Below are 11687 nucleotides of genomic sequence, written 5' to 3' on the forward strand. Positions count from 1 at the left end.
CCCAGGCTAATCATGCACTAACATTCAAACTGGACCGCTTAGGTGGGGCTGATCATAAGGCTCCTCTAAATTTCACCCAAGTAGATGCTCGGCATAACATGCTCACGCATGAAAATATCAGGCTGAGGAGAACATTCCCGTGGTCGCATTCCATCAGAAAAATTCTCTATGCCGATCGTCCGGTTCCTTTTTCGAGAGATCATCTGTTTATTGGGTCAGACTATGGTGGAAACCACAAAGGAAGCGCTTTTAATACCTACGCCTACTTATTGGTAAACGGGGAGCATTCCGATTGGGTTTCCCATCTGAGAGTTATTAGATCCAAGCACCTTAAAGACGGTCGAAGAATGTCTTTTAAGAGACTGAGCGATCCAGAACGCCAAGTTGCCCTTGTCCCTTTTCTCGAAGCAGCAGACGTCCTCAATGGGCATTTGGTCGTTTTCGCAATTGACAAGTCTGTTCGCTTGTATCCCACAAAAAAGGCAGATCTGGCGGAATGGAAATCTATTCTTGGATTATCGGCCAAATGGAACTCGAGAGCATTTGAAACTGCATTCTTAAAAACACATCTTTTTACAATTCTCTTAGCTCAATGGGCATCACGACACACTGATATCACTTGGATTTCCGATCAGGATGAGTTTGTAGCAAATGATTATCGATTAGATGACATTCAACAATTAGCTGCACGGCTACATTCCCTTTATATCCGACAACCAATGGGGACCTTTGCTATGAATACAACAGAAATTGATGGCTTTGGTCTTATGTTAGAAGATCTGGTTGCAATCCCAGATTTGGCGGCAGGAATGATTGCTGAGATTTGCAGTCACCTCAAAAAAGAAGCAACCTGGCCTAATCTCTCACAGCAGAAGACATTACAAGATGATCAAGCAAGGCCAAAATCAGAGCTGCTAGCAGACTGGTTTTGGTATAAGCACGCGCGATTGAGCCGAACCTGTATCGTGATTGACAAAATCTTAGAACAGCTTCGCGTATTCCGAATGGATAAACTCGACGTTTGACTATCCACTTAGTATTCTTCGCCTAGAAAGACATCACGAAAAAGCGGAGCCTTGCTCCCACAGATTGATAAACCAGCCGCATAATCCTCCGGCCCGAGCGTAAAGACCGTTTCCCCACCACGGTTCAGGTTGACGTCGCCGGATCTCTCATAGCTTACCCGTTCGCAAAACCAGTCGGTCTGTTCGCCATCTTGGCTGATAGCCTGGACAAGCAAGCTCATGTTTCACACTCCGACTGGTTGGTTTTTGAATGGCCATAAAGGCCGGTTAAACGCCGCTTAAATCGGCACGAAGTCACCTTCCTTCGTCAACGAAGGCAGCCTTGAGGCACCTCCCGGGCAAGTGTGCTCCGGGAGGTGGCCGTGGATAGATCAGTTTGGCATCATTGCCCCGATGGAATAGAGGCCATCACCACCCTTCACCAGCATAAGAGTGACGCTGTCTCCTGGCTTGATATCGCCCATCATTTGAGCGTCTTCGAGCACGGGCATGTCCATGGTCATGGCTGGCCAACCAATTTCCGGGATCGGGTCATGACTGACATTTGCCGTGCCGGTCCCGATTGAATTGACGACCGCCTTTGCATGTACGGCGGCCTCCATCTGCTCGGAGCTCATATGCATGTTGGAATGGTCCATGCCATGAGTTGTCTGGGCCTGTGCGACCGGCAGGGCTGCCAAGGTCAAGAGTGCTGCAAGTGCTATGGTCTTCATGAGTTTCACTTCTTTCTCTGATCCAGGTGGAGTGACGAGGTTACTCGGCTGGTTGGACCAGGCCGATGGCTGGGGCGCTTGCCTTCAATTCCCGATTCACGCGGGGCAGGGCGAGACGCTTCCAGATCACGAAAATTGCCGGAATGACAAAAAGGGTAAGCAGGGTGGCTGTGGCCATTCCTCCAACCATCGGGGCGGCGATCCGCTGCATGATCTCCGATCCCGTTCCGTCTCCGTACATGATGGGGATCAGGCCGGCGAAGATTGTCGCAACGGTCATCACCTTCGGTCGCACCCGCAGGAGTGCACCTTCAAAGACGACATCCTCGACATCTTGAAGGGTCATGTCACGGGTTTCACTTCCGGCCTGTTTCTTTCGCTTTTCCCAGGCAAGGTTCAGGTAGAGCAACATTACGATCGCCGTTTCGACGGCAACGCCGGCAAGTGCGATGAAGCCGACGATGACGGCCACGGACATGTCGAAGCTGAGGTACCAGAGGAACCATACCCCTCCGGCGAGAGCCACAGGCAGGGCGGCCAGGATGATCCCCACTTCGATGACCCGGTTGAAGGTCATGAACAACATCAAGGTGATGATCAAAAGGGTGGCCGGTGCCACCAGTTTGAGCCGTTCTTGCATCCGCTCGATGTATTCATACTGACCTGACCAGGAAATTGAATAGCCCGGCGGAAGCTGGACATTCTCGGCAACTATCTGCCTTGCCTCATCCACATAACCACCAAGGTCACGCCCGGTGATGTCAATGAAGACGAACCCGGTCCGTCTGGCATTTTCTGAGCGGATCATGCCCGGTCCGTCGACGACCTTGATCTCAGCAAGCGCCCCGAGTGGAATGTGAGCACCGGAGGGGGTGACGACCGGGAGGTCTCTCAAACGCTCCGGACTGTTACGCCAATCCTGCGGGTATCTCAGATTGATCGGAAAGCGTTCCTGGCCCTCAACGGACTCAGAGATCTGCATTCCTCCAATCGCAATCTGAACCACATCCTGAATATCGCGTACGCTCATCATGAAGCGGGCAGCGGCGTCCCGATTGACATCGATTTCAATGAACCTGCCGCCAACGGGTCGTTCCGCATAGGCCGAGGCGGTTCCTGTAATGTCGGCAACCGCAGCTTCGATCTCGATACCGATCTGCTCGATAACGCGAAGGTCCGTTCCGGTGATCTTGACACCAACTGGCGTCTTGATGCCGGTGGCCAACATGTCAATCCGGTTCTTGATGGGCTGGATCCAGACATTCGTCACGCCAGGGATTTGGACAACCCTGTCCAGTTCGTTGCGAATGCTCTCCATCGTCATTCCCGGTCGCCATTCGGACTTGGGTTTCAACTGGATGGTGGTCTCGATCATCGTGAGGGGCGCCGGATCAGTGGCTGTCTCCGCGCGGCCCAGCTTCCCGTGAACGGTCAACACTTCAGGCACTGTCGCGATGAGGCGGTCCGACTGTTGGAGCACCTCACGAGCCTTGCCGATGGACACACCGGGATAAAGTGAGGGCATGTAGAGGAAGTCGCCCTCGTTCAACTCCGGCATGAACTCGGTGCCGATCCGTTGCAGGGGCCACCACATGGAAGCGACCAGCATTGCGGCCAGCAATGTGGTTGCCCACGGCCAGGCGACAGCAGCGTCCAGAAAAGGGCGATAGAGCCAGATTACAAGTCGATTCAGCGGGTTCTTGTTCTCCGGCAGAATTCGCCCGCGAACGAAGTATCCCATCAGAACCGGAACGAGCGTGATTGACAAGATGGCCGCTGCCGCCATCGCGTAAGTCTTCGTGAAGGCAAGTGGCTTGAACAAGCGCCCTTCCTGACTTTCCAGCACGAAGACAGGCATGAAGCTCACAGTGATGATGGCGAGTGAGAAGAACAGGGCTGGGCCGACTTCTGACGCGCACTCGCCAACGATCCGCCACCGGTTCTCGTTGGTCAGCTTTTCGTGCTCGAGGCGACGGTGCATGGCCTCGATCATCACGATTGCCGCGTCCACCATCGCGCCAATGGCGATGGCTATGCCGCCGAGCGACATGATGTTCGCGTTCACGCCTTGCAGCTTCATGATGATGAAGGCTGCTGCAATGCCCAGGGGAAGAGATACAAGGATGACCAGAGACGAGCGAAGATGCAGCAGGAAGGCTGCGCAGACCAGAACAACGACAATGAACTCCTCGGTCAACTTCTTCTCAAGGTTTTCAATTGCGCGTTCAATGACACCGGACCGGTCGTACGTGGTCACAAATTCGATGCCTTCCGGAAGACTGCTGCGAAGCTCTTTGATGCGGGCCTCGACGGCCTTGATGGTCGCAAGGGCATTGCCACCCCAACGCAAAATCACGACGCCGCCAACCGCGTCGCCTTCGCCGCCGAATTCTCCAACGCCTCGCCGCATTTCCGGTCCCAGGCGTATGTCGGCAATGTCTCCAAGAGTGATGGCCGCTCCGCGCTCATTCACCATCAACGGTGCTTTTGCGAGGTCCGCAAGTTCATCAACATATCCTGTTGAGCGGACCATAAATTCCGCTTCACCCATTTCGATGACGCTGCCGCCGGTTTCCCGGTTTGCTGCCTGGATCGCGGTGCGGATCTGGGGCAGGGTGATGTCATAGGCCCTCAGCTTGTTCGGATCGACAATGACCTGATACTGCTTGACCATGCCGCCAATGGTGGCAACCTCTGCCACTCCGTCGATGGTTTGCAGCTCGTATTTCAGGAACCAGTCCTGAAATGCGCGAAGTTGCGAAAGGTCATGTTTGCCGGTGCGGTCAATCAGGGCGTACTGATATATCCAGCCCACCCCTGTCGCATCTGGCCCCAATTGCGGTGATACGCCATCGGGCAGGTTCGCGGTGATCTGGCCTAGATATTCCAGAACTCTGGTTCTCGCCCAATAGAGATCGGTACCGTCCTCGAACACGATGTAGACATAGCTGTCGCCGAAGAAGGAGAACCCGCGAACATCGCTTGCTCCCGGCACGGCCAGCATCGCGCTCGCCAACGGAAAGGTAATCTGGTCCTCAACAACTTGCGGGGCCTGACCCGGATAGGGTGTGCGGACGATGACCTGGACATCAGACAGATCCGGGATCGCATCGACCGGCGTTTCCCGAACAGCCCAAATGCCCGCGACCGCCATCATGGCGGCGAGCGCCAGTATGATGACCCGGTTGGCGATGGAGGCGCGGATGATGGCTGGTATCATCACATTGCTCCTTCAGACCGGATCCCGACAAGTGTCATGGAAAAATCCGGATTGCGCCGAAACTGGAGTGTAACCTCTCGATTAAGCGGCAGACTTGACGGTTCAAGTGCCGTGTCGACTGGAAAGTCCATCGTCATTCCGGGCATTCCGATTTCTGTCATCGGGCCATGCGTAACGTTTGCGGTTCTTGTGGCGTCCTCTATGTGATTTATGGTGCCGCGCACCTCCATGGGAGGCATTTCCGGTTCGACTTTCGCCAGAACCATGGTCAATCCGTCTGGCCGTTCGAAGGTCAGCGTAGCCTTGGCTGCGAGCGGCAGAGATTGGAGGTCAAGCCCATCCTCGACTTCAAAGGCCATCGTCATTCCCGGCATTCCGATCTCGGTGATCGGCCCGTGAGTGATGGTAGCCTTGCCCGTATTCGCATCGATGGCATCGATTGTTCCCACCACCATAATTGGCGGGGATACTTTTGGTTCTTTCTTCTGCGGTGTTGGGGCTGAAGGTTCTGAGGTACTTACTTTGCGCACTGCAATGATTGAGAAGAGGCCGCGGTCGTCCTTGGACAGATCAAATTCGACAGGTTCATTCAGCGGCACGGAGGCCGGATCAAAACCTGCTATTTCAAGGTCCATCTGCATGGCAGGCCATCCGAGTTCAGGAATGGGGCCATGATCCATGGAAAGTTTGCCGTCCTGGGTGACCGCAAGCACCTTTCCCTGACCGGTTGCGGCGATGCCGTCATCGCTGCCCAGTTCAATCAAACCGAGCAGACCGTCGGCGCCGCGGGCAGCACGAAAGCTGACCTGTTGACCTTCAGTCAGTCGCTCCAGGGAAACGTCGGCCTTGATCTGAAAGCGGGATGTCATCGCTGGCCAGTCGAGACTTTCCAGAACATCATGGCGAATGGTCGCGATGCGATTGGAGCGATCAAGTGCGATCAACTCCCCGGTTCCGCGTGCCGGTGTGTCACCGGTCGGGGCCATGCGCATCAATCCGGCGCTTAGTGCACTTTCGCTGTCGATCAGAAACTGTGCCGAAGCAACAACTTCCTCGCCCGGCGCGAGGCCCTGGACGACTTCGGTGCGCCCTCCTTCGCCAAAGTCGTCGCGCAGACCCGTTGTAATCAGGCGCGGTTTGAAGGTTCCTTCACCTGTCTTGATTATTACCCTTTCGGCTCCTCCCGTGCGGATGACTGCCTCGGTTGGGACCGTGACAGCTGTGCGTGTCTCGTTTGGCACCAGCGTGACATTGCCGAACATGTTTGGACGAAGATGTTCGTCCGCATTGTCGAAGCGAAGGCGAACGGGAAGTGTTCGGGTTTTTGCGTCGAGTGCAGGATAAATGTAGTCGATTTTGCCTTCAAAGGTCTGTCCTGGAAGGTGCTCGAACCGGGCAATTGCTCTCATGTCCAGAGACAGCCGGGCGATATCGCGTTCAAAAACGTCGACGATCAGCCAAACCTCGTTAAGCTCGGTGATCGACATGGCCTGATTGCCGGGTTGCAAGAACATGCCATCTGCGGCACTCAAAGCAATCACGACCCCGTCACGTGGTGCTACGATCTGGATTCTTCGCGCGATTTCGCCGGATTTCTCGATCTCTGCAATCTGTTCCTCGGAAGCACCATGGCTGCGCAATTTGTTGCGGGCAGCTTCCTGAGGCAGTCCATTTTCATTCTTCAATGAGCGGAGAAAGTCGAAGGTGGCGACACCGAACTCGGGAGAGAACAGCTCAAAAAGCACCTGTCCCTTTTTAACCTGATCTCCAACGGCCCTTACGTTGAGGGTCTCAATCCACCCGTCGACGCGAGTGTGAACATGGCTTGTCAGGTGTTCGTCATAGCCCACGAAGCCCACGGTTTCGATCTTCTGCGAAATCTCAGCAACCTGTGACAGAGCCGTGCGTACGCCAATCGCGTTGATCTCCGCCGCAGACAGCTTCACCTCTGACGGGTCACCTGAGGGCTCCTGTCCGGCATAGACCGGAATCAGATCCATTCCCATGGGTGATTTGCCGGGACCCGGTTGGCGAAAGTTGGGGTCCATTGGGGCTACCCAATAGAGAATTTCAGCATCTTTCGATGCTGATTGGTCCGACGGATTTAGATATAGGCGCTCAAGAAACACCCCACCTGCCACACCACCGGCAAGAGTGAGAATGCTGAGCGCTGTGTAGCGTCCACGCATAATAACCTCTGAATTGTTGTCGGCAGAGAACCGGCAACCTGTTGAACAACGAAAGCCCGCGTAAATCAGCGAGTTGAAGTCGTCAGAGGAGGCGAGGGGGGCGTTTGGGGAGGGTGATTTCCGCCGGGAGGAGCGTGTCCGGCGGAGACTGCACAAATGTCATTGCCCGCAGGTGCGGTACAAGAGTGCTGGCCGCAATTTCAATGGTATATCCCGCACACAGCGCATCGCCACAGCATGTATCTACTGTTGTCTGTTCGTGGTCTTGCGAACTAGTAGCAGAACCGTTCCCGGCATGCTCGGCCATCGCGTCGCAGGGCATCATTGCCTCTGTTGCCAAGGCTTCATGGGCGTCTGCGATTTGATGTTGCATGGGAGAGCGCGCACCAAAAAGCAGTGCAATCGCCAAGAGAAGCGTTGCTGCAAGTCTGCCAAGGTCGCGAGCGTTTTTTACCATGAGGAATCAGATAGCTGGCGGCGCGGAAAATACAAGAGGCATTTCCTCAAACTTCTATTTTGGCCACAAGGTGCATGACCGTCATCTCCGTAAGCACACCTTTTTGGGCAATAAAAACATCACGGTTCAGCCATTGGTGCCTCATTCGGCAGTTTGGTCACAAACTTGCGAGGCCTGTGGTATCGCCCGCGCCGAAGGGTCAATCCATATGAAACTGGATGGGCAGCAGATACGGGAAGGACGTTGTGGGGTCGATGTCGATCTTCATGATCGGCCCCATCCATTCCGCCCATTTCTGATTGACGGGGCAGGTTGCCAAATGCGCCTTGGCTGCTTCCAGGTCATCCGTCTCGAAATACCCGAACAGCGTCAAGCCGTGCCGGAAGATGTTGTAGTTTGAAATCCCTGCTTTCTTTAGCGTTTCCAGCATCTCTGGCCAGATTTCATCGTGGCGGCGCTTGTATTCTTCTTCATATCCGGGGCGAACTTCCAGGATCCAGGCATAGGACGTCATTTTGCAGCCTCCTTCCAGTTCAAATAGCAGTCGCGCAGGGCGATGATTTCGGTCAGCACGTCTTCGAACAAGGTGTTCATGTAGTCCTGATGAACGGGTTCGATGGACAGGGCGCCCGTGTATCCGGTGTCGCGCAGCGTCCCGAACATGGCCGGAAAATTAAGCGTCCCGTGCGCGAACTTGGTCTGAAGTGCCCCCATCTTCGCCTGCCGGAGGTGGACATGTGCGGCAAAGGGCGCCAGCGGGTCGACTTCCTCCTGCCGATAGCCAAGGCAGGCGAAATGGGAATAGTCCAACGCCAGCTGAATGCCGGTCTTGTCGATCAGACGGCGGACAATCGTCGGAGACTCGGCAAAGGATTGAACATGCGGTTCGATGCAGAGTTTGGTCTTGAAGCCCCTGGCGAGGGCGACCATTTCGGTGAGGGACTGAACCGACACCCGCTCCGCGTCTTCACGGGATTGACCGGAGTTGACGACACCCGGAAGAATGAAGACGGAGCCAATTCCTGCACTGTCCGCAAAGGTCAGAACCTGTTCCAGATCCTTCAGGTTTGCGTCAAGGGTGCCGGGTTGGGCAAGGTTCTGCCCCTCAAGTGACTCCCCGAACAGGTGATAGTAGTTTGGCACGTCAATCTGCAGGCCGCGAACGGTTTCGGCCGCAGCTTTCGGGTCGGAAAGAATCTGCTGCTTGTCCAGCGCCGAGCGGTAGAACAAGCCGACATCGAGCGCTCCAATTCCCAGTGCCCTGGATATATCCGCAGCTTCCTGGAGGGTGCATGAGGGCAGGGACCAGGCGGTCAACGATAGGCGCATGGATTACTCTCCCACTGTTATCAGTTGGCGAGATGCTGCCGAGCGGTACATGGCGTCCAGCACCTCGGTGACCCGTGCGCCGCATTCGGCATTCGAGGCGTTGATGACGGGTTCTCCGGCACAAAGCTTTGCAAACACCCGCACAGGCAGCGCGCCGTCATAGTCGGCATCGGCTTGCGTCATCTCGAAGATCTCATCCGTTCCATCTAGACGGTGAAGCGACAGCCGCGCCCGTTCATTGTCGAACAGGATCATGCCTTCCGATCCGAAGATGCGGATATCCATGTGCATGCCCTTGTGTTTGGGCACCGTTGAAGAACCTGACAACGAGACGGTCGCCCCGTTCGTCGCGCGTCCGATGGCTGCGTCGTAATAGTCGACGCCGGACTTGGACTTGCCGTCCATGCAGTAGACGCTCTCAAAGGTGATATCAGCCACATAGATGAGCCAGGCGAGCGAATGGGACATCTGACCCCAGCCATATCCGCCTGCCTTGGCCGGGTCGGCCCAGGTGGACGCAGGGGGACGGAACATGTGCTCTGCTGTTTCCAGCATGGGCTCTCCGGAGAACAGGTCTTCCAGCGCTGATCCCATCTGGCATACAGCGTGCCGGACTTCGCCTATCCGGCCAGCTTTTACCCATTCGGCGGCCCTGATCGTGAAGGGGGTGAAGTTCATGCCGGTGGGCACCAGAACTTCCCGATTGGCGGCCTTGGCCGCGGCAACAATCGCGCGCCCGTCGGCGGCTTTCGTTGCCATCGGCTTTTCCACCAACACGTGGCACCCGGCCTTGAGCGCTGCAACAGCAGGGCCGGTATGGGCCGTATGGGGCGTTGACACCATGACGCCGTCGAGGTTCTCGCGGGCCAGCATGTCATCAAGGTTCTGATAGCGCGCATTGATGCCGAACTTTTCACCGACCGCGTCAAGACGTTCGGCATCAAGATCGCAGATCGCAACCACATCCGCCTCGCTGGAGGCCTGAATGGTCGGGATGTGATTGAACGTTGCCCACCAGCCGGTGCCAACGACTCCAATGCGCGCGGTCATGTCAGTCCTCCTCCAGATCCTGTGCGACGGTCGAGTGGTAGACGTTCTGCATGTGCCTTTCGGCAGCCTGGGCTGCCGCTTCCGGATCTCGTGCCTTGAGGGCATCAAGCAGGGCGCGATGATCCTTGAGGCTTTGCTCCAGCACCATGCTGTTTTCCGAAGCCCGCCGTCTGAACTCCAACCCAAGCGAATTCAGGCTTTCGCCAATCCGCTTGAGAAATGCGTTGCCGGAGCCGATCCAGATCAGCTCGTGAAACTTGAAGTCGGAAACGCGGAAAGCCTTGGGATCGGACAAGGTGTTTTTCTGCTCGTCCAGAATGGCTTCCAGCAGATTGAGCTGTTCGTCCGACATGTTCTTGGCCGCGCGCCGTGCGACATCTCCTTCGATCAGCGATCTGGCGTCGTAGAGTTCGCGAATGTTCATGTCTTCCAGTGCCAGGAAGAACCGGATTGGCCCGAGAAGGGCATCGCCGTCCAGTCGGCTGATATAGGCGCCTCCGCCCTGACGCGACTTGATCACGCCAAGGATCGACAGGCCGCGAATGGCCTCGCGCACCGAGGGGCGGGACACGTTCAACATTTCAGCCAGATCCCGTTCGGGCGGGATCTGATCACCCGGCTTGAGCGCACGGGATGTCACCATCTCCAGAATTCTCTTGGCCACCATTTCCGCAACTGATTGCCGCTCAATCGGTGCTTCCGCGCGGAAGGCGGATTGCCACTCGTTCATCACGAGGTCTCCTTTTTTTCCGGGGTACCGGCATGCGCCAAAATTGCCTTCAGATTGAACCGCGGAGCCACAACCGATGCGACAAGCAGAATGCCGATTACTCCTGTCTGGATATGCCCGGTTATGTTGAGCAAAGCCATCCCGTTTCGAAGGCTGAGAACGATCAGGATGGCGAGGAAGGTTCCTACTAGTGTGCCAGAGCCGCCGAAGATGCTGACGCCGCCAAGCAGCACAATGGTGATGATGTCGAGTTCAAATCCAAAGGCCACATCGCCGCGAACCGCGCCAACGCGGGCCGCATAAAGAAGTCCGGCAAGGGCTGCAATCAAGCCTGAGGCCATGAACAGGATCTGCTTGTGGCGGGCGGTGTCGATGCCGGCAAAGTCCGCGACGGCCTTGTTTGTGCCAATGACGTAGGTCTTCCGCCCGAAGCCGGTCTTCTGCAGCACGACATAGAGGAACAGGAAAAGCAGCAGGAAGAGGATGAGAGCGAGGGGAATCGGCCCGATCAATCCTTGCTGTCCCAAAGCATCGAACCAGTCCGGAAAGTCGGTGATGCCGCGATCTTCTACGAGAACCCGCGCAAGGCCACGAAAGCCGATAAGGGTCGCAAGCGTAACGACAAGTGATGGCAGGCCGACCCGGGCGATGAAATAGCCATTGAGAGCGCCGCCAGCACATCCAATCAGGAGTACAATAATGCAGGCAAGCGCGGCGGGCGTGCCCTGATCGACCATCCAGCCAAAGGCGCAGGCGGCAAGCCCCATCATGGAGCCAACGGAAAGATCAATTTCCCCGTTGATGATGATGAAGGTCATGATCAGCGAGACGATGATCTTCTCGACCGAAAGCTGGAACAGGTTGATCTGGTTCGAAAGGGTCAGGAATTCCGGTGACAGACTGGAATTGGCAATCAGGATGAGAACGAGCACACCGAACAGGAAACCTTCCCAGCTCTTGAATTTGCTAAGCAT

Annotated in this window: 11 protein-coding genes; 1 reads left to right on the forward strand and 10 read right to left on the reverse strand. The window is 55.9% G+C overall.

The features are described from left to right. A partial coding sequence (locus tag F0155_RS23455) for a hypothetical protein (RefSeq protein ID WP_161599835.1) occupies nucleotides 1–1025 on the forward strand: 1025 nt, incomplete at its 5' end. A gap of 8 nt (nucleotides 1026–1033) precedes the next feature. Here the strand turns inward: F0155_RS23455 and F0155_RS18145 are convergent. The 10 genes from F0155_RS18145 to F0155_RS18190 form a co-directional block, all read right to left on the reverse strand. Continuing rightward, the gene (locus F0155_RS18145) at nucleotides 1034–1246 is read right to left on the reverse strand and encodes a hypothetical protein (protein WP_150525973.1); all 213 of its coding nucleotides are present in this window, start codon (nucleotides 1244–1246) and stop codon (nucleotides 1034–1036) included. A gap of 150 nt (nucleotides 1247–1396) precedes the next feature. Then, a complete protein-coding gene (locus F0155_RS18150; RefSeq protein ID WP_150525974.1) occupies nucleotides 1397–1738 on the reverse strand; it encodes a copper-binding protein in 342 nt (113 codons plus the stop codon). A 40-nt stretch (nucleotides 1739–1778) separates the two neighbouring features. Continuing rightward, entirely contained in the window at nucleotides 1779–4958 is a 3180-nt protein-coding gene (locus F0155_RS18155) for an efflux RND transporter permease subunit (protein ID WP_150525975.1), read from the reverse strand. Beyond that, the gene (locus F0155_RS18160) at nucleotides 4958–7147 is read right to left on the reverse strand and encodes an efflux RND transporter periplasmic adaptor subunit (RefSeq protein WP_150525976.1); all 2190 of its coding nucleotides are present in this window, start codon (nucleotides 7145–7147) and stop codon (nucleotides 4958–4960) included. The genes F0155_RS18155 and F0155_RS18160 overlap by 1 nt, the downstream gene beginning before the upstream one ends. An 82-nt stretch (nucleotides 7148–7229) precedes the next feature. Further along, entirely contained in the window at nucleotides 7230–7604 is a 375-nt protein-coding gene (locus F0155_RS18165) for a hypothetical protein (RefSeq protein WP_150525977.1), read from the reverse strand. Between the two features lie 199 nt (nucleotides 7605–7803). Then, a complete protein-coding gene (locus tag F0155_RS18170; RefSeq protein WP_150525978.1) occupies nucleotides 7804–8118 on the reverse strand; it encodes an L-rhamnose mutarotase in 315 nt (104 codons plus the stop codon). Further along, entirely contained in the window at nucleotides 8115–8933 is an 819-nt protein-coding gene (locus tag F0155_RS18175) for a sugar phosphate isomerase/epimerase family protein (RefSeq protein WP_150525979.1), read from the reverse strand. The genes F0155_RS18170 and F0155_RS18175 overlap by 4 nt, the downstream gene beginning before the upstream one ends. A gap of 3 nt (nucleotides 8934–8936) precedes the next feature. Next, nucleotides 8937–9983: a Gfo/Idh/MocA family protein gene (locus tag F0155_RS18180; protein ID WP_150525980.1), complete on the reverse strand. Its 1047-nt coding sequence runs from the start codon at nucleotides 9981–9983 to the stop codon at nucleotides 8937–8939. A 1-nt stretch (nucleotide 9984) separates the two neighbouring features. Further along, complete coding sequence (locus F0155_RS18185) at nucleotides 9985–10713, reverse strand: FadR/GntR family transcriptional regulator (RefSeq protein ID WP_150525981.1); 729 nt, start codon at nucleotides 10711–10713, stop codon at nucleotides 9985–9987. After that, entirely contained in the window at nucleotides 10713–11687 is a 975-nt protein-coding gene (locus F0155_RS18190) for an ABC transporter permease (RefSeq protein ID WP_150525982.1), read from the reverse strand. Before F0155_RS18190 ends, F0155_RS18185 begins: the two co-directional genes overlap by 1 nt.

It is taken from the genome of Roseibium sediminis, from assembly GCF_008711325.1.
GTDB classification, from domain to species: Bacteria; Pseudomonadota; Alphaproteobacteria; order Rhizobiales; family Stappiaceae; genus Roseibium; species Roseibium sediminis.

Bases quoted from the DNA above. Each gene is read 5' to 3' on its own strand.
- F0155_RS18145 (WP_150525973.1), bottom strand. From the start codon at position 1,246: ATGAGCTTGCTTGTCCAGGCTATCAGCCAAGATGGCGAACAGACCGAC.
- F0155_RS18150 (WP_150525974.1), bottom strand. From the start codon at position 1,738: ATGAAGACCATAGCACTTGCAGCACTCTTGACCTTGGCAGCCCTGCCG.
- F0155_RS18155 (WP_150525975.1), bottom strand. From the start codon at position 4,958: ATGATACCAGCCATCATCCGCGCCTCCATCGCCAACCGGGTCATCATA.
- F0155_RS18160 (WP_150525976.1), bottom strand. From the start codon at position 7,147: ATGCGTGGACGCTACACAGCGCTCAGCATTCTCACTCTTGCCGGTGGT.
- F0155_RS18165 (WP_150525977.1), bottom strand. From the start codon at position 7,604: ATGGTAAAAAACGCTCGCGACCTTGGCAGACTTGCAGCAACGCTTCTC.
- F0155_RS18170 (WP_150525978.1), bottom strand. From the start codon at position 8,118: ATGACGTCCTATGCCTGGATCCTGGAAGTTCGCCCCGGATATGAAGAA.
- F0155_RS18175 (WP_150525979.1), bottom strand. From the start codon at position 8,933: ATGCGCCTATCGTTGACCGCCTGGTCCCTGCCCTCATGCACCCTCCAG.
- F0155_RS18180 (WP_150525980.1), bottom strand. From the start codon at position 9,983: ATGACCGCGCGCATTGGAGTCGTTGGCACCGGCTGGTGGGCAACGTTC.
- F0155_RS18185 (WP_150525981.1), bottom strand. From the start codon at position 10,713: ATGAACGAGTGGCAATCCGCCTTCCGCGCGGAAGCACCGATTGAGCGG.
- F0155_RS18190 (WP_150525982.1), bottom strand. From the start codon at position 11,687: ATGCTTAGCAAATTCAAGAGCTGGGAAGGTTTCCTGTTCGGTGTGCTC.